The 25,151-nt window shown below is 68.0% G+C and carries 19 protein-coding genes; 8 read left to right on the top strand and 11 right to left on the bottom strand.

Going from position 1 to position 25,151, the window contains the following annotated elements:
- Nucleotides 1–85 precede the first annotated feature (85 nt).
- Nucleotides 86–1,270 (bottom strand): ABC transporter substrate-binding protein, encoded by a 1,185-nt coding sequence (locus F804_RS0105315; RefSeq protein ID WP_022706716.1) that lies wholly within the window; start codon nucleotides 1,268–1,270, stop codon nucleotides 86–88.
- Nucleotides 1,271–1,425: 155 nt separating this feature from the next.
- The gene (proS, locus tag F804_RS0105310) at nucleotides 1,426–2,787 is read right to left on the bottom strand and encodes a proline--tRNA ligase (protein ID WP_022706715.1); all 1,362 of its coding nucleotides are present in this window, start codon (nucleotides 2,785–2,787) and stop codon (nucleotides 1,426–1,428) included.
- A gap of 123 nt (nucleotides 2,788–2,910) precedes the next feature.
- Between proS and F804_RS15730 the strand changes: the two genes are divergently transcribed.
- From F804_RS15730 to F804_RS0105290, 4 genes are read left to right on the top strand one after another with little or no spacing between them, the layout of a single operon-like run.
- Entirely contained in the window at nucleotides 2,911–4,074 is a 1,164-nt protein-coding gene (locus F804_RS15730) for an AI-2E family transporter (RefSeq protein WP_245540319.1), read from the top strand.
- On the top strand, nucleotides 4,071–4,820 hold the full coding sequence (locus tag F804_RS15725; protein ID WP_022706713.1) for a P-loop NTPase family protein: 750 nt from the start codon (nucleotides 4,071–4,073) through the stop codon (nucleotides 4,818–4,820). Before F804_RS15730 ends, F804_RS15725 begins: the two co-directional genes overlap by 4 nt.
- Nucleotides 4,807–6,972, top strand: a complete 2,166-nt coding sequence (locus F804_RS0105295; RefSeq protein WP_022706712.1) for an RNA degradosome polyphosphate kinase — start codon at nucleotides 4,807–4,809, stop codon at nucleotides 6,970–6,972. Before F804_RS15725 ends, F804_RS0105295 begins: the two co-directional genes overlap by 14 nt.
- A 54-nt stretch (nucleotides 6,973–7,026) precedes the next feature.
- The gene (locus F804_RS0105290; protein WP_022706711.1) at nucleotides 7,027–8,550 is read left to right on the top strand and encodes a Ppx/GppA family phosphatase; all 1,524 of its coding nucleotides are present in this window, start codon (nucleotides 7,027–7,029) and stop codon (nucleotides 8,548–8,550) included.
- Between the two features lie 135 nt (nucleotides 8,551–8,685).
- On the opposite strand, the gene groL is transcribed toward F804_RS0105290, so the two are convergent.
- Both groL and F804_RS0105280 read right to left on the bottom strand, forming a co-directional pair.
- Nucleotides 8,686–10,338, bottom strand: coding sequence for a chaperonin GroEL (gene groL / locus F804_RS0105285; RefSeq protein WP_022706710.1), 1,653 nt, complete (start codon nucleotides 10,336–10,338; stop codon nucleotides 8,686–8,688).
- A 44-nt stretch (nucleotides 10,339–10,382) separates the two neighbouring features.
- Entirely contained in the window at nucleotides 10,383–10,670 is a 288-nt protein-coding gene (locus F804_RS0105280) for a co-chaperone GroES (protein ID WP_022706709.1), read from the bottom strand.
- Nucleotides 10,671–10,866: 196 nt separating this feature from the next.
- Between F804_RS0105280 and F804_RS0105275 the strand changes: the two genes are divergently transcribed.
- Nucleotides 10,867–11,883, top strand: a complete 1,017-nt coding sequence (locus F804_RS0105275) for a TraB/GumN family protein (protein WP_022706708.1) — start codon at nucleotides 10,867–10,869, stop codon at nucleotides 11,881–11,883.
- 3 nt (nucleotides 11,884–11,886) lie between these two features.
- Here the strand turns inward: F804_RS0105275 and F804_RS16870 are convergent, their stop codons facing one another.
- On the bottom strand, nucleotides 11,887–14,742 hold the full coding sequence (locus F804_RS16870) for a hypothetical protein (RefSeq protein WP_022706707.1): 2,856 nt from the start codon (nucleotides 14,740–14,742) through the stop codon (nucleotides 11,887–11,889).
- Between the two features lie 202 nt (nucleotides 14,743–14,944).
- On the opposite strand from F804_RS16870, the gene F804_RS15715 reads away from it, so the two are divergent.
- A complete protein-coding gene (locus tag F804_RS15715; protein ID WP_022706706.1) occupies nucleotides 14,945–15,835 on the top strand; it encodes an SIMPL domain-containing protein in 891 nt (296 codons plus the stop codon).
- Nucleotides 15,836–15,838: 3 nt separating this feature from the next.
- Here F804_RS15715 and F804_RS0105260 read toward each other — a convergent pair whose 3' ends face one another.
- Nucleotides 15,839–16,681, bottom strand: a complete 843-nt coding sequence (locus tag F804_RS0105260) for an AAA family ATPase (protein WP_022706705.1) — start codon at nucleotides 16,679–16,681, stop codon at nucleotides 15,839–15,841.
- A gap of 172 nt (nucleotides 16,682–16,853) precedes the next feature.
- Between F804_RS0105260 and dksA the strand changes: the two genes are divergently transcribed.
- On the top strand, nucleotides 16,854–17,276 hold the full coding sequence (gene dksA, locus F804_RS0105255; protein ID WP_022706704.1) for an RNA polymerase-binding protein DksA: 423 nt from the start codon (nucleotides 16,854–16,856) through the stop codon (nucleotides 17,274–17,276).
- A gap of 46 nt (nucleotides 17,277–17,322) precedes the next feature.
- Entirely contained in the window at nucleotides 17,323–18,441 is a 1,119-nt protein-coding gene (locus F804_RS0105250) for an FAD-dependent monooxygenase (RefSeq protein WP_022706703.1), read from the top strand.
- A gap of 52 nt (nucleotides 18,442–18,493) precedes the next feature.
- Here F804_RS0105250 and glmM read toward each other — a convergent pair whose 3' ends face one another.
- From glmM to F804_RS0105225, 5 genes are all read right to left on the bottom strand, one after another.
- The gene (gene glmM / locus F804_RS0105245; protein WP_022706702.1) at nucleotides 18,494–19,837 is read right to left on the bottom strand and encodes a phosphoglucosamine mutase; all 1,344 of its coding nucleotides are present in this window, start codon (nucleotides 19,835–19,837) and stop codon (nucleotides 18,494–18,496) included.
- Nucleotides 19,834–20,820 carry a dihydropteroate synthase gene (gene folP, locus F804_RS0105240; RefSeq protein ID WP_022706701.1) on the bottom strand — a complete coding sequence of 329 codons (987 nt, stop codon included), beginning with the start codon at nucleotides 20,818–20,820 and terminating at the stop codon, nucleotides 19,834–19,836. The genes glmM and folP overlap by 4 nt, the downstream gene beginning before the upstream one ends.
- A 3-nt stretch (nucleotides 20,821–20,823) precedes the next feature.
- Complete coding sequence (locus tag F804_RS0105235; RefSeq protein WP_022706700.1) at nucleotides 20,824–21,618, bottom strand: dihydroneopterin aldolase; 795 nt, start codon at nucleotides 21,616–21,618, stop codon at nucleotides 20,824–20,826.
- A gap of 57 nt (nucleotides 21,619–21,675) precedes the next feature.
- On the bottom strand, nucleotides 21,676–22,266 hold the full coding sequence (locus F804_RS15710) for a cell wall hydrolase (protein ID WP_245540318.1): 591 nt from the start codon (nucleotides 22,264–22,266) through the stop codon (nucleotides 21,676–21,678).
- A 333-nt stretch (nucleotides 22,267–22,599) separates the two neighbouring features.
- Nucleotides 22,600–25,131 carry a putative PEP-binding protein gene (locus F804_RS0105225; RefSeq protein WP_022706698.1) on the bottom strand — a complete coding sequence of 844 codons (2,532 nt, stop codon included), beginning with the start codon at nucleotides 25,129–25,131 and terminating at the stop codon, nucleotides 22,600–22,602.
- Nucleotides 25,132–25,151: the final 20 nt, after the last annotated feature.

Below are 25,151 nucleotides of genomic sequence, written 5' to 3'. Positions count from 1 at the left end.
AAGGATTTGCGCCCAAGAGGCTGTATCAATTGTAAAAATGGCCCGGCGTCATGGGGACGCCGGGCCATCGGGTCAGGCGTGCCGATCAGCGATAGCCGACGACCTTCATCTCTCCGCCCTCGAAGGTGACTTCGCGGAAGGTGCCCGCGCTTTCACCCGGCTCGACGAATTCGACGGCTGCCGCGCCGACATAGTCGACATCGCCGCCGCCATTGATGATCTCGATCGCCTTGGCCAGTTCGCCCGGCAGGATCTGCTCGCCCGGCTCGTTGGCGACATCCATGATCGCGCCCTTGTATTCGGCCGGATCGGACGAGCCCGCCTTGGCCATCGCCAGCATGATCAGCGCCGCCGCGTCATAGGCCTCGGCCGAGAAGGCGCCCGACCCGTCGTAACCGGCCTCTTCGGCCATGCTCAGATAGGTCTCGCGGCCTTCGCCCTCGGCTGCGGGGTTCTGGCCGAAGCTGCCCTCGATCTCGTCGCCGAAATTGTCCGCCAGCGCCTGGCCGACCATGCCGTCGGGGAAGACGAAGGTCTCGAAGGCGCCGCTGTCCAGCGCGCCGCGCAGGATGCCCGAACCGCCCTGGTCGACATAGCCCACGACCGCCAGCGCATCGCCGCCCGCAGCCGCCAGTGCGGCGACCTCGGCCGAGTAGTCGGCCTTGCCGTCGTCATGTGCGCTGTTGACGGTGACGGTGCCGCCCTTCTGGGTGAAGGCGGCCTCGAACGCGTCGGCCAGGCCCTTGCCGTAATCGTTGTTGGTATAGGTGACGGCGACCGTCTCGATGCCCTTTTCCAGCACGATCTCGGCCATCACCTCGCCCTGGCGGGCGTCCGACGGTGCGGTGCGGAAGAACAGGCCGTCATCCTCGATGTCCGTCAGCGCGGGCGAGGTGGCCGAGGGCGAGATCATGACGATGCCGTTGGCCTTGGCGACGTTCTCGAGGCTGGCGATCGTCTCGCCCGAGCACATTCCGCCGACGATGCCCTTCACGCCCTCGGCGGTGATCAGGCGTTCGACGGTCGCGGTGGCCGCGGCGGCGTCGATGCAGGTGCTGTCGCCCTGCACGGCGGTCACGGTCGAACCGTCGAGGAAGGCGCCGCTGTCGTTGATTTCCTTGATCGCCAGTTCGGCGCCCTGCGCCATGGCGGGCGACATCGATTCCAGCGGACCCGTGAAGCCGAGCGAGATGCCCAGCTTGATCTCTTCAGCGCCTGCGGCACCGGCCATCAGCGCGCCGGCGGCGGTCGCGAGAAGAATCTTCTTCATTTGGTTGTCTCCCAGTTGGAACATTGTCCTTGGGGCAGCCTAGAAGGGCGATTCTGAAAAAGAAAGCGCGATGTATCGTCGATCCTACTGACCTTTCGTCAGATTTCAGGATCGGGGGACCGCGGCCCGCAACGGGGCCGCGGTCTTATCGTGGATTACAGGCCGGGGCCTGCGCGGTCGCGCACGGGCTGATAGATCTGCTCGATGCGGGCGACGGCCTCTTGCGGGGACATCTCCTCGGCTTCGCCGGTGCGGCGGCTGGTCAGTTCGACCTTGTTGTTCGCCAGCCCGCGCGGCCCGACCGTGATCCGCCAGGGTAGGCCGATCAGGTCCATGCTGGCGAATTTCGCGCCGGCACGGTCGTTGCGATCGTCATAGAGCGGCTCGAACCCCTTCGCGGTCAGCTCGGCATAGAGCGCGTCGCAGGCGCTGTCGGTCGAGGCGTCGCCCTGCTTGAGGTTGACGATGCCCACATGGAACGGCGTCACGCCTTCGGGCCAGATGATGCCGCGGTCGTCGTGATTGGCCTCGATGATGGCGCCCAGCAGGCGGGAAACGCCGATGCCGTGGCTGCCCATGTGGACGGGCACGCGCGCACCGTCGGGGCCGACGACCGTCGCGCCCATCGGTTCGGAATACTTGGTCCCGAAATAGAAGATCTGGCCGACCTCGATCCCGCGCGCGGTGCGGCGGCGATCCTCGGGGACCTCGGCGAAGATCGCCTCGTCATGGGTCTCGTCGGTGCGGGCATAGCGGCTGGTGAATTCCTCCAGCACGGCCTGACATTCGGCATGATCGTCATAGTCGATCTGCCGGTCGCCGAAGGTCAGCTCGGTGATCTCGCTGTCATAGAAGACCTCGGATTCGCCGGTCTCGGCCAGGACCAGGAATTCATGCGTGTAATCGCCGCCGATCGGGCCGCCATCCGCGCGCATCGGGATCGCCTGCAGGCCCATGCGCTCGTAGGTCCGCAGATAGCTGACGAGGTGCCGGTTGTAGGCGTGCAGCGCGTCTTCCTTGGTCAGGTCGAAATTGTAGCCGTCCTTCATCAGGAACTCTCGGCCACGCATCACGCCGAAGCGGGGGCGGATCTCGTCGCGGAACTTCCACTGGACGTGGTACAGCGTCAGCGGCAGGTCCTTGTAGCTGTTGACGTGGCTGCGGAAGATGTCGGTGATCATCTCCTCGTTCGTGGGTCCGTACAGCAGGTCGCGCTTCTGGCGGTCCTTGATGCGCAGCATCTCCTCGCCGTAATCGTCATAGCGGCCGCTCTCGCGCCACAGGTCGGCCGATTGCAGCGTCGGCATCAGCATGGGGACGTGACCGGCGCGGATCTGTTCCTCGTGGACGATCTGCTCGATCCGGCGCAGGACCTTGAAGCCCATGGGCAGCCAGGAATAGATGCCCGCCGCCTGCTGCTTGATCATCCCCGCCCGCAGCATCAGCCGATGGCTGACGATCTGGGCCTCCTTGGGATCTTCCTTCAGCACGGGCAGGAAATAACGCGACAGACGCATTCGTGTAATCCTTCGATCAGCTTTGTCCCCGCGTTACCGGATCGGGCTGCCGATGCCAAGAACCAGCCGGTCATGCGGCTTGCAACCGGCGCTGCGGGGCGGCACATTCGCACCCGTGTTACCATGAGGCATCCGATGGGCGTTCCCGTTCGCAAGCAGATCATCTGGTGGGGGCTTGCCGCGGCGATCCTGCTGATTTCCATGTGGCTTCTGGGGCAGGCGATCCTGCCCTTCATGATCGGCGCGGGCGTGGCCTATCTTCTGGATCCCGTCGCCGACCGGCTGGAGCGGATGGGCCTGTCGCGCACGATGTCGGTCGTCGTCATCACCTTCGTCGTCGTGCTGGTCGCCGTCGCGCTGATCCTGCTGATCCTTCCGCTGCTGATCAGGCAGGCGACCGCGTTGATCCAGACCGCCCCCGAGATGCTGGGCCAGGGCCGCGCCTTCGTCGAGTCGCGCTTTCCCGGCATGATCCCGACCGATGCGGGCCTTCAGGAAACCCTCACCGAGCTTCAGGCCGCATTGGGCGAACAGGCGGGCAACGTGGCCTCGAAGGTGCTCGGATCGGTGCGCGGCATCCTGGGGACCATCTCGATCCTGGTGATCGTGCCGGTGGTGTCCTTCTACCTGCTGCTGGATTGGGACCGCATGGTCGCGCGCATCGACGAGCTGCTGCCGCGCGAACATGCCGGCACGATCCGCCGCCTCGCATCGGAGATCGACGACGCGCTGTCGGGCTTCCTGCGCGGGCAGGCGACGGTGATCCTGATCCTGGGGACGTGGTACGCGCTGGCGCTGATGTTCGTGGGGCTGCCCTTCGGCTTCTTCATCGGGATCATGGCGGCGGTGCTGTCCTTCATCCCCTATGTGGGCGTGCTGATCGGCGGGGTGACCGCCATCGGCGTCGCGCTGTTCAGCTTCTGGGGCGATCCGCTGTGGATCGGGGCCGTGGTCGCCATCTTCGCGGTCGGGCAGGTGGTCGAGGGGAACTATCTCCAGCCCAAGATCGTGGGCAGCCATGTCGGGCTGCATCCCGTCTGGCTGCTGCTGGCCCTGTCAGTCTTCGGTTCGCTGTTCGGCTTCGTGGGCCTCGTGATGGCGGTGCCGATGGCGGCGGCGGTCGGCGTGCTTGCGCGCTTCGCGATCGAACGCTACCGCGCCAGCGCGCTCTATACCGGGATCGGCGACGATGCCGTCACCCCCGAACCCCTGCTGGTCGAGATCGTGCCCCCCGGCACCTATCGCGAGGCGCTGCGGGTCGAGGTCGCGGAGGGCGATCCGGCGTGAATGCCGGGGCGCCGCATCGCCAGCTGACGCTGGACCTGACGACGCCGCCCGCCGAGGCGCGGGCCGATTTCCTGCCGGCCCCCGCCAACCAGGATGCGCTGCGTGTCCTCGACCACCCGCATCTGTGGCCCGGCGGGCGCATGCTGCTGATAGGCCCCGAGGGCGCGGGAAAGTCGCACATGGCCGCCTTCTGGGCCGCCGAGAACGGCGCACGCCGGATCGGCTGCGCCGCGCTGCGGACCGATGCCGCCGATACGCTGGCCGTCGAGCGCGGCGCCGTCGTGGTCGAGGATGCCGACCACGCGGGCCATGCCGCCGGCGCCGAGGAGGCGCTGTTCCACCTGTGGAACCTGTGCGGCGCGCGGGAATGCCTGCTTCTGCTGACCGCGCGGCTGGTGCCCCGCGACTGGGGGCTGTCGCTGCCGGACCTGCAATCGCGCATGGATGCCATGCCGCAGGTGCGTCTTGGGCCGCCGGACGAGGCGCTTCTGGCCGCCGTTCTGGTCAAGCTGTTCGCGGATCGCCAGTTGCAGGTCGCGGCCCCGCTGATCGACTGGCTGGTGCTGCACATGGATCGCGACCTCGGGCTTGCCCGCAGGCTGGTCGCCGCGATGGACCGCGCGGCGATGGCGCAGAAGACCCCGCCGACCCGTCGCCTCGCCTCTGATCTGCTGGACAAGCTGACGGGGCGCGGGGCATCTATGGACCCCGACGACCAGAGCCGTGGAACCGATGACCCAAGCTGACTTTCTTCGTTCGCCCTTTCCCGAACCCCACGAGATGCCGGGCGGGGTGCCCGAGGGACCGGCGCGGTTCTTCAACCGCGAACTCAGCTGGCTGTCCTTCAACTGGCGGGTCCTGGACGAGGCCCGCAACCCGCGCGTGCCCCTGCTGGAACGCCTGCGCTTCGTGTCGATCAGCGCGACCAACCTCGATGAGTTCTATACCGTCCGCGTGGCGGGGCTGCGCGAACTGGTCCGCGAAGGCAGCACCTCGCCGTCCGAGGACGGGCTGACCGCGTCCGAGCAGCTGTCGCTGATCAATGCCGATGCGCGCCGCCTGATGGCCGCGCAGCAGGGCGTCTGGAACCGCCTCCGCCGCGAGATGGAGCAGGCGGGCATCGTCATCCTGTCGCGCCAGCGCCTGACCGTCGCCGAGGAGACCTTCCTTCACACCTATTTCCAGGAAAAGGTCTTTCCCGTCCTGTCGCCGCTGGCCATCGACCCGGCACACCCGTTCCCCTTCATCCCGAATGCCGGTTTCTCGCTGGCGCTGGAACTGGCACGCCAGACCGACGGGCGGCAGATGCAGGCGCTGTTGCCGATCCCCGCGCAGTTGCCGCGCTTCGTCCCGCTGCCGGGCGGACAGCGGTTCCTCAAGCTGGAAGATCTGCTGCTGATGCATCTGAGCAGCCTGTTCCCCGGCTATCGCGATGTCGGGCATTGCAGCTTCCGCGTGCTGCGCGACAGCGATCTCGAGGTCGAGGAGGAGGCCGAGGATCTGGTCCGTGAATTCGAGACCGCGCTGAAGCGTCGCCGCCGCGGCAGCGTCATCCGCCTGAAGATCACGGCCGGAGCGCCCGACCGCCTGCGCCGCCTGATCATGGACGAGCTGGAGGTCGGCCACGAAGAGGTCATCGAGGTCGAGGGCTTGCTGGGCATGGCCGACCTGAAGGAGCTGGTTCTGGACCACCGGCGCGAACTGATGTGGCCCGGCTTCACCCCGCGCGTGCCCGAACGGGTGCAGGACCATGACGGCGACATGTTCGCGGCGATCCGTCACAAGGACATGCTGCTGCATCACCCCTACGAGACCTTCGACATGGTGGTCCGCTTCCTTGCGCAGGCGGCCCGCGATCCCGACGTGCTGGCGATCAAGCAGACCCTGTATCGCACCAGCCGCGACAGTCCGATCGTCGACGCGCTGTGCGAGGCCGCCGAGGCGGGCAAGTCCGTCACCGCGCTGGTCGAACTGAAGGCCCGCTTCGACGAGGCCGCGAACATCCGCCAGTCGCGCAGGCTGGAACGGTCGGGTGCGCATGTCGTCTACGGCTTCGTGAACTACAAAACCCACGCCAAGATCAGCACGGTCGTCCGGCGCGAGGGGGACGCGCTGGTCACCTATACCCATTACGGGACCGGCAACTATCACCCGATCACGGCGCGGATCTATACCGACATGTCGCTGTTCACCTGCGATGCGGCGCTTGGGCGGGATGCGACGAAGGTCTTCAACTATCTCTCGGGCTATGTTCAGCCCGAGGGGCTGGAGAACCTGGCGATCGCGCCCATCGACATGAAGTCCTATCTGATCTCGATGATCCGGCAAGAGGCCGAATATGCCCGCCAGGGTCGGCCCGCCGCGATCTGGGCCAAGATGAATTCGCTGATTGAGGGCGAGGTGATCGACGCGCTGTACGAGGCCGGAAAGGCGGGCGTCAAGATCAGCCTGGTGATTCGCGGCATCTGCGGAATAAGACCAGGTATCAAGGGCTTGTCCGAGAATATTCGCGTGAAGTCGATCGTCGGCAGATACCTGGAACACAGCCGCATCGTCTGCTTCGGCGCGGGGCACGGGCTGCCCTCGCCCAAGGGGCGGGTCTTCATCAGTTCGGCCGACTGGATGGACCGCAACCTCAACCGCCGCGTCGAGACGCTGGTCGAATGCATGAACGACACGGTCAAGGCGCAGATCGTGAACCAGGTGATGGCCGCGAACATGGCCGACGAGGCCCAGAGCTGGATCCTGCAACCCGATGGCCGCTTCCTGCGCTTCCTGCCCGAGGGGCGAGAGGATCTGTTCAACTGCCACCGCTTCTTCATGGAGAACCCGTCGCTGTCCGGGCGCGGGACGGCAGGGGCTGCGGATGTCCCGGAATTGACGCATGGTGCGGATTGACCTCTGCCCCGGCAGCGGGCAGGACCATCAGGACGACGAAACAAGAGGCGCAAGATGAACGGCGTGCGAACCTCCGGCGGTCGGAAGATCGACCCTTTCGGCCCGAAATTCCGCAAGCTGCCCAAGCGGGCGCTGAGGCGGGTGGGCGTGGTCGATGTCGGCTCGAACTCGGTCCGTTTCGTGGTCTTCGACGGCGCCGCGCGGTCGCCGGCCTATTTCTACAACGAGAAGGTCATGGCGGGCCTGGGGCAGGACATGGCCAGCACCGGTCGCCTGAACCCCAAGGGCGTCGAGCGCGCCTACGAGGCGCTGACGCGTTTCGCGTCGCTGGCCAAGTCGATGGGCGTCGAGAGCATGACCTGCGTCGCCACCGCCGCCATGCGAGAGGCCGAGGACGGCCCCGCCTTCCAGGCGCGGATCGAGAAGAAGCTGGGTCTTAAGATCTGGGTCATCGACGGCGAGGAAGAGGCCCGGCTGTCCGCGCAGGGCGTGCTGCTGGGCTGGCCCGACGCCAAGGGGCTGGTCTGCGATATCGGCGGCAACTCGATGGAGCTGGCCGAGGTGTCGCAGGGCCGCATCGGTCGCCGCGTGACCTCGCAGCTGGGGCCGTTCCGCCTGCAGCAGATCGCGGACGAGGCGCTGTCCGATCATATCGACGGCATCCTTGCGCAACTGGCCGACCACATGGGCACGGATCACCGCAGGCTGTACCTGGTCGGCGGGTCGTGGCGTGCCATCGCGCGGCTGGACATGGAGCGGACGGGCTATCCCATGACCGTGCTTCACGAATATCGTATGACCCCCGACGCGGCGAGGGAAACGATCGACTGGATCGGCAAGTCCGACCTGCAGGATTTGCGCTCGCGTACCGGGATCTCGTCCTCGCGGATGGAACTGGTGCCGCTGGCCTCGCGCGTTCTGGGCCGGATGATCGACCGTTTCCAGCCCGAGGAACTGGATATCAGCAGCTATGGCATCCGCGAGGGGCTGCTGTACGAGCACATGTCCACGACGCTGCGCAAGCGCGACCCGCTGATCGAGGCCGCCCGCTTTACCGAAAAGCAGATGGCGCGGATGCCGGGTTTCGGCAAGAAGCTGTACCACTTCCTGCTTCCCTTGTTCCCCGACATCACGCCCGAACGCAACCGGCTGATGCAGGCGGCCTGCCTGCTGCACGACACTGCCTGGCGGACGCATCCCGACTACCGCGCCGAGGCATGCTTCGACAACGTGACCCGCGCGAACATGGCCGCACTCAGCCACCCCGAGCGCGTCTATCTGGGGCTGGCGCTGCTGCACCGCTACAAGAACAGCCGCGCGAAATCGCGCTTTGCCCCGCTGTTCGACCTTCTCCCCGAGGATGAGATCAAGGCCGCCGAGATCACCGGCAAGGCCATGCGCTTCGGCGCGATGTTCGCGACCGACGACCCTGCCGAGGCCGGGCGCCTGACCCTGAAGCCCGACAACCGGTTGGAGCTGAAGCTGACCCCGGCCGGGCGCGCGCTGATGGGCGAGGTCGCGCATTCGCGCTTCCAGTCGATGTGCAAGTCGATGGGGGTCGAGGGCAGCGTGATCTGATCCGCACCCTCCGTCCAATCAAGGGCCGTCCCTTCGGGGGCGGCCTTTTTCATGCGCGCCGCGCGGGGCCTTGCGCAAACGAAAGGGGGCGCCCCGAAGGACGCCCCCGAACCTGCCGGTTGGCAAGGCGGATGATTACATCATGCCGCCCATGCCACCCATGCCGCCCATGCCACCCATGTCGGGTGCGCCGCCCTGGCCCTTCGGCTCGGGCTTCTCGGCGATCATGGCTTCGGTGGTGATCAGCAGACCGGCGACCGATGCTGCGTCTTCCAGCGCGGTGCGGACGACCTTTGCGGGGTCGATGACGCCGAACTTGAACATGTCGCCATATTCTTCGGTCTGCGCGTTGAAGCCGAAGGCCTTGTCGGTCGATTCACGGACCTTGCCGGCAACGACGGCGCCGTCGACGCCTGCGTTCTCGGCGATCTGGCGCATCGGTGCTTCCAGTGCGCGGCGAACGATCGCGACGCCCGCATCCTGGTCGCTGTTGACGCCGGTCACGCCTTCCAGCGCCTTGCCGCCCTGAACCAGTGCGACACCGCCGCCGACCACGACGCCTTCCTGAACGGCCGCGCGGGTCGCGTTCAGTGCGTCATCGACGCGGTCCTTGCGTTCCTTGACTTCGATCTCGCTCATGCCGCCGACGCGGATGACTGCGACGCCGCCTGCCAGCTTGGCAACGCGTTCCTGCAGCTTCTCCTTGTCGTAGTCCGAGGAGGTTTCCTCGATCTGCTGACGGATCTGGCTGACGCGGGCTTCGATCTCGGCCTTCTCACCAGCACCGTCGACGATGGTGGTGTTGTCCTTGTTGATCGTGACCTTCTTGGCCGTGCCCAGCATGTCGATGGTCACGTTTTCCAGCTTCATGCCCAGGTCTTCGCTGATGACCTGACCGCCGGTCAGGATCGCGATGTCCTGCAGCATGGCCTTGCGGCGATCGCCGAAGCCCGGTGCCTTGACGGCTGCGATCTTCAGACCGCCGCGCAGCTTGTTAACGACCAGCGTGGCCAGGGCTTCGCCTTCGACGTCCTCACCGATGATCAGCAGCGGCTTCTGCGACTGGATCACCGATTCCAGCAGCGGAACCATCGGCTGCAGCGACGAGAGCTTCTTCTCGTGCAGCAGGATGTAGGCGTCTTCCAGCTCGGCGACCATCTTGTCGGGGTTGGTCACGAAGTAGGGCGACAGGTAGCCGCGGTCGAACTGCATGCCTTCGACGACTTCGACTTCGGTTTCCATGCCCTTGTTTTCTTCGACGGTGATCACACCCTCGTTTCCAACCTTCTGCATGGCGTCAGCGATCTGACGGCCGATCGAGGCTTCGCCGTTGGCCGAGATGGTGCCGACCTGCGCGACTTCGTCGGTGTCGTTGACCGGGCGCGAGGCTGCCTTGATCGCTTCGACGACCTTGGCGGTTGCCAGGTCGATGCCGCGCTTCAGGTCCATCGGGTTCATGCCGGCGGCAACCGCCTTCATGCCTTCCTTGACGATGGCCTGGGCCAGGACCGTCGCGGTGGTCGTGCCGTCGCCGGCCTCGTCATTGGTGCGCGAAGCGACTTCGCGGACCATCTGGGCGCCCATGTTCTCGAACTTGTCGGACAGTTCGATTTCCTTGGCGACCGAGACACCGTCCTTCGTGATGCGCGGTGCGCCGAAAGACTTGTCGATCACGACGTTGCGGCCCTTGGGGCCGAGGGTCACCTTGACGGCATCCGCGAGGATGTTGACGCCTTTCAGCATCCGGTCGCGGGCGTCGGTGTTGAACTTGACTTCTTTCGCAGCCATTTGATTCTCCTGAAATTAGATTGGAAGGTTCGGCGATCGGGCGATCAGCTGATGATGCCCAGGATGTCGCCTTCCTTCATGATCAGCAGATCCTCGCCATCGACCGAAACCTCGGTGCCCGACCATTTGCCGAACAGGACGCGGTCGCCTGCCTTGACCGAAGGTGCGATCAGCTCGCCCGAATCCTTGCGAGCGCCTTCGCCGACCGAGACGACTTCGCCTTCTGCGGGCTTTTCCTTGGCGCTGTCGGGGATGATCAGGCCGCCCTTGGTCTTCTCGTCGGATTCGACGCGACGGACCAGCACGCGGTCTTGCAGCGGTTTGAATGCCATTTGAACACTCCGATCTTTCAGGTTGCAGTGTTGTTGCTGTTGGCACTCACTGGCTGCGAGTGCCAATGACGCTGATCTAGGAAAGGCTCACCAGACTGTCAACGGTATTCTGATGGCTTTTCCGCCCCGCCACTGGAAGCCGCCGACCGGTTGTGACAGCCTGCGCGAAACCGCCTGCCAAAGAAGGCCCGCACCCATGCGCAAATCCCTGATCGCCCTTGTCGTCAGCCTGTTCGGGGCAGGGGCGTCCCATGCCGCATCGGGCTGCGAGGGGCGCAACCTGTTCGCCGATCTGACCCCCTCCGAGGCGCAGGAACTGGAGGCCGCGACCGCCGAGATTCCCTATCGTAGGGGCATCCTGTGGCAGGCCGCTCGGGGCGATCAACGCATCACGCTGGTCGGCACCTATCACTTCGACGATCCCCGCCATCGTGCCACGCTGGACCGCATCCTGCCGCGCATCGAGGACGCAGCCGCGCTCTATGTCGAGGCCGGTCCCCAGGAAGAGGCCCGCCTGACTGACGCGCTGCGCAGCGACCCGACGCTGATGGTCGATACCGACGGGCCGACCCTGCCGGAACGCCTGACCCCCGACGAATGGCAGGCCCTGTCGGCGGCGATGGAGGATCGCGGGACGCCCGCGGTCGTCGCTTCGCGGATGCGGCCCTGGTATGCGGCGATGATCCTTGGGGTCTCGCCCTGCATGATCCGTTCGATGGGTGGCGGAGAGGTCGAGGGGCTGGACCGCCAGCTGGTCGAAGGCGCCGAGGCCCGCGACGTGCCCGTCCGCGCGCTGGAGCCTTGGGACACGATCTTCGACATCTTCGACGGGCTCAGCCCCAAGGACGAGATCGACATGATCCGTGCGGCGCTTCCCTCGGCCAGGCTGGCCGACGATTACGCGGTGACCCTCGCTGACGCCTATTTCGCCGGCGATGTCTGGAAGATCTGGGAGTTCGGTCGCCTCGAAGCCCTGCGTAACGAGGCCCTGCCGAGACCCGAGATCGAACGCCAGATGCAGCTTGCCCAGACCCGGCTGATGGACAACCGCAACCGTGCCTGGATCGATCCGCTGGTCGAGGGGGCCGAGGATGCGGCGCGCGACGGCAAGGGGATCGTCGCGGGCTTCGGCGCGCTGCACCTGCCGGGCAAGAACGGCGTGCTTGCGCTTCTGGCCCGCGAAGGCTTCTCGGTCACGCCGCTGGACGGCTGAGGGTTACTGCCCGTTAAGCACCCCGAGCGCCTGCACCTGGCCGCGCTTGTTGTACATGATGCGGCTGTCCTTGATCTCGGTGATGGTGCCGCCGTTGATCTTGTCGCCGATGCGCAGCGTGATGACGCGCCCGTTCGACAGCCGCACCAGCGCGCGGCTTGCGCGGCCCGCGCCGATGGTCCCGATGATCTGCGTGCTGTTCAGCCGGATCCCGTCCTTGACGGTCGCGGATGCCGCGGCATTTCCCACCGCGCTTTGGGGGACGGCGGCGACCACATCGGGTTCCTCGTCGACCTCGGCGGGACGATAGCGCTGGTTGCGGGCGGCTGCGGCCTGCGCTTCGGCTTCGGCCTGGGCGCGGGCGCGGGCCTCGGCCTGTGCGCGGGCCTGCGCTTCGGCAGCGGCGTCGGCGGCTGCCTGGCGGCGGGCGCGTTCCTCGGCCTGCGCCTGCAATTCGGCATCGGCGCGGCGCTGTTCCTCCTGCGCGGCCTGCGCCTCGGCTGCGGCGCGCAGATCGGCTGCCGATGGCGCGGTAGCGGCGGCGGCTGCCGCGACCGGTGCGGCGGTGGCCGCGATCGCGTTCGTCGCGGCACCTGCGGCGCGGCGCGGCGGCTTGGCCGAGGACGCCAGCGCGGTCAGCGCGACACCGCCCGGACGCGCCGTGCTGTCGTCGATGGCCGATGCGATGGCGTCCTGAACGGCATCCTGCGACAGGCTGGGGCTGGCGGGACGGGCTGATGCCGGCCGTGCGGGCGGGCGGCGCGATGCCGTGACGCTGGCCGGGGTCGAGGCCGCCGGACGGGCCGCGGCCTCTTCGGCCTCGCGCTCGGGCGGGCGGGCGCCGGTCAGCCCGTCGGATTGCGCGGCCTGCAGCGCATCGGTCACCGCCTTCTGCGAGGGGGCGATGACCGATGTCGGGCGCCGCATCGGGCGCGCATCCGCCAGCTGGATCAGTATGCGGCGTTCGCCTTGGCCAAGGCCGCTCGCCCCCGCCTGCGCGGTGCGGAAATCACGCAGCTGGCGTTCCAGCGCCGCGCGCTCGTCGCGGGTCAGGGGGCGCGGGGCGTCATCTTCGGCGCGGCTGCCTTCCTCGGGGCGCGAGGGCGGGCGCGCGCTTCCGACGCTGGATTGCGCGACGGGTGCGACGGGTGCGGCGGCCTGGGGCTCGGGTTGGGCCGCGGGGCGACGGTTGGGGCTGGGCGGACGCGATGCCGTGGGTGTCGTCGCGGGCCGCGCGGCAGCCTGCGGTTGGCTGGGTGCCGGCGTTGCTGCAGGCGCGGGCGCCGGAGCAGGAGCCGCAGCCGCCGGACGAGAGGGCGGTCGCGCGCCCGTCACGCTGCGCGACGGAGGCGCGGTGCGCGCCTCGTAGGGCAACGGGTTGCCGGGCAGGACCGGACGCGTGTCGGGCGCTGCCGGTTCACGGGCGGCCACGGGCGGTGTGCGCGGCGGACGGGCCGAGCTGCGCAGATTGGCGCGCGCCTGGGCTGCGGCCTGCGTGGCGGCCTGCGTCTGGGCGGGCGTCGCGGCAGGCGGCGTTGCGGCCTCGGTCGTCTCGACTGGCGCGGGGGTGGGTTCTTCGGTCGTCTCTGTCTCGGCTGCCTCTGGCTGGGCGGGCAGTTCGGGTTCCGGCTGCGGATTGCCGATCGCCTCGGCCAGTGCCTGGGTCAGCGCGTCGTCGGCGGGGGCATCGGCAGGTTCTTCGGCGGCGGGTTGCACCGGTGCCGCAAGGCGGTCGGCAAGCGCGGTTGCCGCGGCCACGGCCTCGGGCGGCAGGGCGACCGGCGCCTGAACCTCGGGGGCGGGTGGCGCGATCTCGGGCGTGGCTTCGACGAATTCAGGCTCGGCTGCGGGCTGCGGATCGGACAGGGCGCCGGTCTCGGTCGGCATCTCCTCGACGATCTCGGGGGTGCCGGTCACATCCACGGGCTGATCGGGCGCGTCGCCGCCGAAGAACAGCATCCCGCCCAGCAGCAGCGCCGCAAGGCCGCCGACCATGACGGGCAGGCGGCTGAAATCGATCCGGCGCAGTTGCGCCATCACGGCGGCGGCGGGTTCCTCGGCGCGGTCTTCCTGCCGCTCGGCGCGCAGGGCGCGGGCTGCGGCGGCGCGATCATGGACGGCGGCGGCGCGCGGCGACAGGCCGTTGCCATAGCGGATGACCTTAGGCGCACCCACCGGCGCGGCCTCGACCTCGGGCAGGGGTTCCGCCGCCGGTTCGGGCGCATAGCGGTGCGGCACGATGGCCGAGACGACCGGCATCGACGGCGCGGCGGGCCGTTCCTCGGCGATTTCGATCGCGGGGGCGGTGACGCGTGCCTGGCTCAGATCGGGCTGGCTGAAGGGCCGCGCGGCGACAGGACGGATCGCGCGGGCCGAGCCGAAATCGGGCTGCCCGTCGAAACGCTCGTCATCCGGTCGCCCGATGAAGCCCGAGGGGTGGAACCCCTGCGCGCGGGCGAAATCCTCGGCCTCTTCCAGGGTCCGCAGGGCGACGGCGGCGACGCGCAGCGTCTCGATGTCGCCGTTCTCGGCGGGGCACCAGTCGAAGGTCAGCTCTTCGGCGGCATAGGGGGTCGCGGCCTCCAGCGCCTTGGCGATGGTCGCGGCGGTGTCCGAACCGAAGGGAACCGTCAGCGTGGTATAGAGGATCTGGTCGTCCGGGATCACCAGCAGCGTGTCGCTTGCGCCGGGCAGGCCGCCCGCGTCGCGATGCATCGCGCCAAGCGTTGCGGCAAGGTCGGTCCGGCTGAATTCGGCCTGTCCGACGGGGTGCCAGTCCGGCCCCCTGCGGCGTTCCAGCTGAACGGCCTCCTGCGTGAAGCTCATCGCGAATTCGGGGGGCGCGGCGTGATGGTTCATGAAATGTTGTCACTGCTCGGGGAAGGGTGGCCGCTTGGCGGCGCGATTTGGTTTATTGTCCACGACACTACCGCAAATCGGGTATCGAAGGAAGCGTTACTGGCGGTCCTGTGATCGTATCGGCGGTCGATGGGGCTAGGATATCCGGACCGAAAGGCGCAGTCTTCCCGCAGGCTTACACGCATCGAGAAGGAGCGAGCCGATGCAAGGGAATTCAACCATCCGCAGCATGCTGCTGGGCGCTGCATTGAGCGCAATGGCGGTCGCGCCCGCGATGGCGCAGCAGGGCGGGGCGATGTCCTGCGGGGCGGATCACGGACCGTCGCGGCTGTCGGTCGCGGGGTCGGGGCAGGCGCGCGTCGCGCCCGACATGGCGGTCATCACGCTTGGGGTCACGACGCAGGGCGACAGCGCCGACGCGGCCATGTCCGAGAACTCGACCCGCCAGAACGCCGTGATCGAGGCCCTGACGGGGGCGGGGATCGCGGATGCGCAGATCCAGACCTCGGGGCTGAACCTGCGTCCGGTCATGCAATACGACGAAGGCCAGCCGCCGAAGGTCACCGGCTACGAGGCGCGCAACATGGTCACGATCCGCGCGACCGACCTTGCCCGTCTGGGCGAGGTTCTGGATGCGATCGTGGGGGCGGGCGCGAACGAGATCGACGGGATCGCCTTCCAGCGTCAGGACGGCGACGCGGGGCTGGACGAGGCCCGCATCGCGGCCGTCCAGGACGCCCGCCGCAAGGCCGAACTGCTGGCCGAGGCCGCGGGCGCGCAGCTGGGACCGATCCTGGCCATGCGCGAGAGCAGCGGCGGGCGTGCGCCCCAGCCGATGATGCGGATGGAGGCCGCGATGGCCGACAGCGTGCCCGTGCAGGCCGGAGAGGTCGAGCTGAACGCCGAGGTCCAGATCGAATACGCGCTGACCGGCGACGCCGCCTGCGACATGGGCCGCCGCAAGGCGCGCGACGGCCGCCCCAAGGCGCGCCCCGAGCGCGAGGTCACGCCGCCCTTGCCGGACGAGGGCGCACCCGCGCCGGACGAGCCCGTGGCCCCCGGCATCGTCGAGCCGCTGCCCGAGGTCCGCTGAGTCTCAGCGCGACTGCCTGCGGGCCATGAAGGCCAGCTTCTCGAACAGGGCGACGTCCTGTTCGTTCTTCAGCAGCGCGCCGTGCAGGCGCGGCAGCATCGTGGCCGGGTCGCGGGTCAGGTCCTCGGGGGCCAGATCCTCGGCCAGGATCAGCTTGAGCCAGTCCAGGAACTCGCTGGTCGAGGGCTTCTTCTTCAGGCCCGGTGCCTCGCGGATTTCCATGAACTGCGTCAGGGCGGTGTCCAGCAGGCGGGGCTTCAGGTCGGGGTGATGCACCTCGACGATGCGCTTCAGCGTCTCGGGGTCGGGAAAGCGGATGAAGTGGAAGAAGCAGCGGCGCAGGAAGGCGTCGGGCAGCTCCTTCTCGTTGTTCGAGGTGATGATGACCACGGGCCGCTGCCGGGCGCGGATCGTCTCGCCGGTCTCGTAGACGTGGAACTCCATCCGGTCCAGTTCCTGCAGCAGGTCGTTCGGGAACTCGATATCGGCCTTGTCCACCTCGTCGATCAGCAGGACGACCCGTTCCGGGGCCTCGAATGCCTGCCACAGCTTGCCGCGCCGGATGTAATTCGCGACCTCGTGGACGCGCGGATCGCCCAGCTGGCTGTCCCGCAACCGGCTGACCGCATCGTATTCGTACAGGCCCTGCGCGGCCTTGGTCGTTGATTTGACGTGCCATTCGATCAGCGGCATCGAGAGGCTGGCGGCGACCTGACGCGCCAGTTCGGTCTTGCCGGTTCCGGGTTCGCCCTTGACCAGCAGCGGGCGTTCCAGCGTCACCGCGGCATTGACCGCCATCGCAAGGTCTGGCGGCGCGACATAGCGGTCCGTCCCGGTGAATTGCATCGGCTCTTCCTTTCGCAAGAATTGCTTGATCGAAACTGCCTGTTTCAGCGGCTCGGGTTGCAGATTACGCATAGCCATCGGCGCAAGGCTAGTGACAAGCCGTGAAACTTGGCGTAATGGGGCGCCCAAGGTGCCGGAATTTCATACCCGCCCGGCGCCGCCGGAGGACGTAATGAAAGCCCAGACCTTCCTTCCCCAGGACTACCGTCCCGCCGAGGACGAGCCCTTCATGAACGAGCTCCAGCTCGAATATTTTCGTCGGAAGCTGGAAGCCTGGAAGGCCGAACTGCTGGACCAGTCGGCCGAGACGCTCGAAGGCCTGCAGGACAGCGCCCGTGCCGTGCCCGACATCGCCGACCGCGCGAGCGAGGAGACCGACCGCGCGATCGAGCTGCGCACCCGCGACCGTCAGCGCAAGCTGGTCTCGAAGATCGACAGCGCCCTGCGCCGCATCGAGGTCGGCGAATACGGTTACTGCGAGATGACCGGAGAGCCGATCAGCCTCAAGCGACTGGACGCGCGCCCGATCGCGACCATGACCCTCGAGGCGCAGGAACGCCACGAGCGCAAGGAACGCGTTCACCGCGACAACTGACGCCAACGGCCCCGCGATGCGGGGCCTTTTCGTGCAAGGGCAGCTAATGGGCCATCTGCAGGGGCGTCGCGCAGCCGTCATCGGCGCGGGTATCGGCGGTCTGACCGCCGCACTTGCGCTGGCCCGTCGCGGGGCCGACGTGACGCTGGACGAACGCGCTCCGGAACTGGGCGACGTCGGCGCGGGCATCCAGATATCGGCGAATGCGGTCAGGGTTCTCGATGCCTTGGGGGTCGGGCAGGCCCTGCGGGAGGCGGCTGTGCGCAACCGCGCCGTCCAGCTGAACGATGCTGCGGCCCGAAGGGTCCTGCGCATGGACCTGGTATCGCACCGACCGGATGCCGATTTCCTGCTGATCCACCGACCGCGCCTGATCCGGGTCCTGTCGGATGCCGCCCGCGCCGCCGGTGTGACCATCCGCCTGGGCCGCACGGTCGATGCCCTTCCGGACGCCGCGCTGGTCGTGGGCGCCGACGGCATCCACGGCCACAGCCGCGAATGGCTGAACGGCCGAGAGGTTCCTTTCTTCACCGGCCAGACCGCGTGGCGCGCGGTCATCGCAGGCGACGGCCCGCCCGAGGCTCATGTCTTCATGGGGCCGGGGCGGCATCTCGTCAGCTATCCCCTTGGGCGGGGGCTTCGGAACATCGTCGCGGTGCAGGAACGCCGCGATTGGCAGAACGAGGGGTGGTCGCAGCCCGGCGACCCCGACGAACTGCGCGCGGCATTCGCGGAGTTCGGAAATCCGGTGCGCGGCTGGCTTGCGGCTGTCGATCAGGTCAACCTGTGGGGTCTGTTCCGCCACCCGGTGGCGCCCGTCTGGACGGATGGAACGCTTGCGATCCTTGGCGATGCTGCGCATCCCACGCTGCCCTTCCTGGCACAGGGCGCCGGAATGGCGATCGAGGATGCATGGGTTCTGGCCTCGTGCCTCGATGCGCAGCCGCAGGATCAGGCGCTGAACGCTTATGCGCAGGCCCGCATCCCGCGCGTGACCCGCATCGTCGAGGCCGCGAATGCCAACGCCAGGAACTATCACCTGCGCGGCGCGATGCGGCTGGCAGGCCATTCGGTGCTGCGCATCGCGGACCGGATCGCCCCACGGGTGATGCCGGGCAGGTTCGACTGGCTTTACGACCACGATCCCATCGCCGCGCATCCCTGAACGGCAGGGGGGCGGGGGGATGCAATTCCCCCCGCCATCGCGGGACGCAAGATCAGGCCGCCGTTTCCACTGCCGCGACGATGCCGTCGACGACCTCGTTCAGTTCGCGCTCGTCCTCGGCCTCGGCCATGACGCGGATCAGCGGTTCGGTCCCCGACTTTCGGATCAGCACCCGACCGCGCCCGGCCAGCCGCGTTTCCGCATCGGCGATGACGCGCTTCACCACCTCGGCCGACAGCGGGTCGGCCCCGGCGGCATAGCGCACGTTCTTCAGCAGCTGCGGAACCGGATCGAACTGCGAGACAAGCTCGGATGCCGGCTGCCCCGTATCGGCCATCGCGGCAAGGACCTGCATCGCGGCCACGAGCCCGTCGCCGGTCGTGGCATAGTCGGTCATGACGATATGGCCCGACTGCTCGCCGCCCAGGTTGAAGCGGCCTTCGCGCATGCGTTCCACCACGTAGCGGTCGCCGACCTTGGTGCGTTCCAGGTGCAGGCCGCGACCTTGCAGGAAGTGTTCCAGCCCCAGGTTCGACATGACGGTCGCGACCAGCGCATTCCCCGACAGGCGGCCCTGTTCGGCCCAACGCCCCGCCAGCAGCGCCATGATCTGGTCGCCATCCGCCACGCGTCCGTTCTGGTCGACGATCACCACGCGGTCCGCATCGCCGTCCAGGCTGATGCCCAGATGCGCGCCATGTTCGCGCACCGCGGCCGCGCAGGCCTCGGGGTGGGTGCTGCCGACGCCGTCGTTGATGTTGAACCCGTCGGGCTTCACGCCCACGGGGATCACGTCGGCGCCCAGTTCCCACAGCACCTCGGGGGCGGCGCGATAGGCCGCACCGTTCGCGCAGTCCAGCACGACCTTCAGCCCGTCCAGCCGCTGACCGGCAGGGAAGGTCGTCTTGGCATATTCCATGTACCGGCCGCGCCCGTCGTCGATGCGCTTGGCCCGCCCGATATTGCGGGGCTGGGCGGGCTCGATCTCGCCCGCGACGATCTCCTCGATCTCGGCCTCGGCCTCGTCCGACAGCTTGAACCCGTCGGGACCGAAGAACTTGATGCCGTTATCCTCGGCCGGGTTGTGGCTGGCCGAGATCATGATCCCCAGATCGGCGCGCATCGACCGCGTGAGGAAACCCACGGCAGGCGTCGGCACCGGGCCAAGCAGCAGGACGTTCATGCCCGTGCTGGTCAGACCGGCGGTCAGCGCATTTTCGAGCATATAGCCCGACAGCCGCGTGTCCTTGCCGATGACCACGCGATGCCTGTTGCGCCCGTCACGGCGGAAGAACCGGCCCGCGGCGGCGCCAAGGCGCAGCGCCATCTCGGCCGTCATCGGATGGGTGTTCGCACGTCCGCGAACGCCGTCCGTTCCGAAAAGCTTCCTGCTCATGTCCCTGCCTCTTCTTCGTTGAGGGCTGCGATCAGGCGCAGGCCCTGTGCATGTTCCGCGACATCGTGGACGCGGTGTATCTGTACCCCTTGGGCGACCGCCGCGACCGTGACCGCCAGCGTGCCCGGCGCGCGATCCCGTGCCTGCTCCGCCCCGCCGATCGCGCCGATGAACCGCTTGCGCGAGACGCCCAGCAGGATCGGACAGCCCAGCCCGTGAAAGACCGAGATGCGCCGCAGGATCGCCAGATTATGCGCCTGAGTCTTGCCGAATCCTATGCCCGGATCGACCACGATCCTGTCAGCGCGGATTCCTGCCGCCATCGCGCGGCGCATCCGTTCCTCCAGCGCGTCATAGACGTCCAGCACCACGTCGTCGTATCGCGGATCGTCTTGCATCGTCTGGGGCACGCCCTGCGCGTGCATCAGACACAGGGGCAGGCCGCTTCGGGCGACGACATCCGCAAGATCGGGGTCGAAATCCAGGCCCGACACGTCGTTGACGATGACCGCCCCCGCATCGATGGCGGCCTTCGCGACCGGGGCCTTGCGCGTGTCGATCGAGACAGGCGCCAGATGGCGGCCTGCGTCGATTGTAGGCAGGACGCGGGCGATCTCGTCCTCGATGGCGATCTCGGTCGCGCCGGGGCGGGTGGATTCGCCGCCGATATCCAGGATCTCGGCGCCGTCGCTGACCAGCCTTGCGGCCTGCGCTGCCGGATCATACGCGCCTCCGTCCGAGAAGCTGTCGGGCGTGGCATTCACGATGCCCATGATGCGGGGGCGGTCCATCGACAGACCCGCAAGGGGCGCGCGCGGGGCGGTCAGGCGGTCGAGGATCTCGGCGGGGGCGTCATCGGTGATGCGCGGCGGCTGGCCGCGTTCCAGCAGCTCGAACCGGGAAAAGCCGGTCCAGCCACAGGCAAGACGCCAGCGCCCGCCACGGTCCTGCGGGATCGGTCGGAAATACTGCCGTGCGGTCATGGCCTAGACCTTCGGTTGCAGGCGACCGATGGGCAGGGTCAGCCCGCCCGGGGCCGCGGGAAGGGGATGGGTTTCGGGCATCGAGAAATCGACGCCGGTCGCGCCCAGCCGGTCGGCCAGCCAGAAGGCCAGCGTGTCGTCGGTATCGCCGGCCTCGGGTGCGTCGAAGCACATGCGGGCAGGGGCCCAGACCACGGCACGGCCCTGAAGGCTTGCGGCCTCGATTTCGGTCCGGGTAGAGGCGACCTCGAGGTTCAGGTCGGATGCCAGCGACCATGCGGCCTGATCATAGGCAAGCAGCCGGATGCGCCTGCGGTCGCCGCCTGTCGGCAGGGGCAGGTTCGGAAAACTGGGCAGGATCGCCACCGCGCCTTCGGGGATCTGGGTCGGCGAATACCAGACCACGACGCGCATCTGACCCGAAACGCCGGTCGCTGCCACGCGGCCCGCATCGCGGATGATGCGGATGCCCAGGGCACCCGGCGCACGGTCCAGTTTCTCGACCGAGACGTCGATGCGGGCGGCGCGGGGATGGGCCAGCACCTCGGCCGCGATGCGTTCGGCCAAGGTCTCGACCAGGTCATAGCGGCGGTCGGCCAGCGCCGTGTCGATGGCCTGGGTCAGCACGTCATAGGACAGGATGCGGTCCACCTGGTCGTCGACGCCCTCGACGCTGTCGCGCAGATCGACCGTCAGATTGAAGCGCATGCGCTGTTCCAGCCCCCGTTCGGACTGGAAGGCGCCGATCTCGGCCGAGATGACATGGTCGCGAAGAAAGATGCGGTCCGGTTGTTCCATATCCGCCATTCACAGCAAAACCGCGCGGCGGGCAAGCCCTGCCGCGCAGCAGATCGCTCAGTTCGAGGCGACGCGCTGGCCGGTGCTGTAGAAGATGTGGCGCCCGATCTGCACCGTGCGCTGGAAGCGGCGGGCCCATGCAGGACGGACCGAGGGCGTGTGGAAATAGGTCGCCCCGCCGGTCAGGTTGCGCGGTGCGCCCGACAATGCGGCCTTGGCGATGTCCACGGCCCGCAGATAGGCGGACTTGTTGCGGATCGGCTTGGCGCCCCCGATGGTATAGCTGAACTGGCTGGGCTGGTTGATCACGCCGCAGACGCTGGACGGGAAGGTCCGGCTGTCGACGCGGTTCAGGATCACCTCGGCCACGGCGGCCTGGCCCTGACGGCCCTCGCCGCGGGCTTCGTGATACAGCGCCTCGGCCAGGCATTGCAGGTCCTGCTGCGAATAGCTGGCGGCATTGCTGGTCAGATAGACGGTGGCATCGTCGGTCGGCGTGGTGTTCAGATCCGCCTCGTGGTTCGCATAGAGCAGCGGCGAATCCACGTTCGCGGTCACCGTCGAGGCGGCAGCACCGAAAAGGCCGATCTCGGCCGAGAAGAGAGAGCCGGTCCCGCCAGCAGCGGTGGGAGAGGCGTATATGGTCAAGGCGGCAGCGGCACAGAGACAGGCGTGCGCCAGCCGATGAGGCAGCATGGGCATGGTCGGTCCTACTTACATCGTCGCCCTTTAAGGGGCGTTAAGGCGGCATGCCGAGAGCAGATCGGCAACGCCTCCGAGTGGCCGACTGCTTAAGGTTCCAAGGTTCCTGCAATCCAGCCAACAAGCGCGTGACCGCCCGAACCGATCGGTTTTCCCCTGATACCGGCATTTTCTTGCCTATGCTTTTCTGGGGTATTGGCGTGAATCGGCCATTTCGCGCCTTGGGCCGGGGCGCGATGGGGATATTTCGTCAATCGAAGGTTGTGATTGAGCCGCGAATCAACGACCGCGTCGCCGGTGGATCGCGGATTGCGCGGATGCAAGCCTCGCGACCGGCACACGGAACGGTGAGCAGGACACATAGTCGATCCCGACCCGGTCGCAGAAGGCGATGGATTCGGGGTTGCCGCCATGTTCGCCGCAGACGCTGATCGTGATGTCGGGGTTGTGCAGGCGCGCGCGTTCGACGCCCGTCAGCACGAGTTCACCCACGCCGTCCTCGTCCAGAAGATGGAACGGATCCTCGGCGAAGACGCCCTGGTTCACATAGGTCCCCATGAAGCGCCCCGCGTCGTCGCGCGACAGGCCATAGGTCATCTGCGTCAGGTCGTTCGTGCCGAAGGACAGGAAGGCGCTGTGTTCGGCGATGTCGCCCGCCCGCAGCGCGGCGCGGGGCGTTTCGACCATGACGCCAAGGTGATAGGTGAAATCCGTGCGGCGCTCGTTGCGGACGGCGGCGGCCACGGAATCGACGCGGGTGCGGACCAGCTCGACCTCTTTCATGGCGCTGACCAGCGGGATCATGATCTCGGGGACGACGGGATCGCCCTTGTGGCCGGCCTCGACCGCGGCCTCGAAGATCGCGCGGGCCTGCATGTCATAGATTTCGGGGACGGTGATGCCCAGACGAACGCCGCGCATGCCCAGCATGGGGTTGAACTCGGTCAGGGCCTCGACGCGGCGGGTCACGTCCGACAGCGGCAGATCGAGCGAGGCCGCCAGTTCGCGCAGGCCGTCGCGGTCGCTTGGCAGGAATTCGTGCAGGGGCGGGTCGAACAGGCGGATCGTGACGGGATGACCGGCCATGATCTCGAACAGGCGGGTGAAGTCGGCGCGCTGCATGGGCAGGATGCGTTCCAGCGCAAGGCGGCGATCCTCGGGGGTGTCGGCGAAGATCATCTCTCGCATGGCGGGGAGGCGTTCCGCGTCGAAGAACATGTGCTCGGTCCGGCACAGGCCGATGCCCTGGGCGCGGAACCGGCGCGCGGTCAGCGCGTCCTCGGGGGTGTCGGCATTGGCGCGCACGCCCAGCCCGCCCGCATCCTCGGCCCAGTCCATCAGCTGCGTGAACGCGTCGTCCAGGGCAGGGGGCAGCAGGACGGCCGCACCGGCAAGGATCTCGCCCGTGCTGCCGTCGATGGTGATCTCGTCGCCCTCGGACAGGGTGCGGGCGCCTGCGCGCAGCGTGCGGTTGCGGGCGTCGATGACGATGCCGGTCGCGCCCACGATGCAGGGCAGGCCGATGCCGCGCGCGATCACGGCGGCATGGCTGGTCGTGCCGCCGCGTTCGGTCAGGACGCCGACGGCGGCGTGCATGCCGCGGATATCCTCGGGGACGGTTTCGCGCCGCACGAGGATGCAGGGCTCTCCTCGCGACTGCGCGGCCTGCGCGGCGGAGGCGGAGAAGACGATCCGCCCGGTGGCCGCGCCGGGGCTGGCGTCGATGCCGCGTGCGATCAGGTCGCGCGGGGCGCGCGGGTCGATCTGGTGGTGCAGCAGCTCGGCCAGGGCGCGCGGTTCGACGCGCATCAGCGCCTCCTCGACGGGGATGATGCCGTCGCGGGCAAGGCTGACCGCCACGCGCAGTCCCGCGCGGGCGCTGCGCTGCGTGCGCACCGCGTCGATGACCGAGATGGCGCCGCCGGTCAGCACGAACTCGATCTGCATCTCCTCTCTCAGGCGTTCGCGCGATGCGATGCCGAAGCGGATCAGCTCGTCGAAGATCTCGGGGGCGCTGTCCTCCAGCGCGGGGCCGCGGTCGTCCTGCGTCAGGTACAGCGTTTCCGCCCCCGAGCCGACGGTCTGGCCGTGATGCTGCCCGCGAAAGCGTCCGGTGACGCGCGGCGTGCCGGTCACCGGGTCGATGAACTGGATGGTCCCCGATCCGCACAGCCCCGGCCCAAGCGCCAGCGCCATTTCCTGCACGACCAGCCCCAGGGGCGCATCGGCGGGCGCCCCCTTGGCCTGCCGCAGCAGGCGCGCGGTCGGCCCGTCCCATGCCCGCGCCATGGAACGCAGCACCTCGGACAGCTGCTTGACGGGGTCCTGGGGAAAGTCCTCGTCCGTTTCTCCGCGATAGATGTCCAGCGCGCGCGCAAGGGCGTCGGGACCGTCCAGCGTGAACAGGTCGGGGTCCAGCCGCGCGATATGGGTGGCATAGCTCTGGACGAAGGACAGGTAGACGCCGTCGGCATTCGCCCTGCCGATCTGCGCGGTCAGGCGTTCATGCAGCGCGTCGTTGATGCCGACATTCAGCACGGTGCCCGGTCCGCCCCATTCCGGGCTGACCGCCGAGGGGCGCACGCTGACCAGACCGCTGCCGCCGAAGATCTCGGCCAGTTCGGTGGCGGGGATGGGTCGGCCTTGGCTGATGCTGCGCACGCTGTCGCAATCGACGGCGAAGCTGCGCGGGACGGGCAGGTCCATCCGGATCAGGCGCTGCAGGCATTTGGATCGCCAGCCATGCGTCTCGCGAGAGATTTTGGCAGTCGGTGTGATCTCGATCGCAGAGGCAATGGGCGCGCTTGTCATGTCCGCACAGTAGTGACGGC

The organism is Paracoccus zeaxanthinifaciens ATCC 21588 (assembly GCF_000420145.1).
Classification (GTDB): domain Bacteria; phylum Pseudomonadota; class Alphaproteobacteria; order Rhodobacterales; family Rhodobacteraceae; genus Paracoccus; species Paracoccus zeaxanthinifaciens.
The sequence above is the reverse complement of the archived record's forward strand: the minus strand, read 5'-3'. Positions and strand labels throughout refer to the sequence as shown.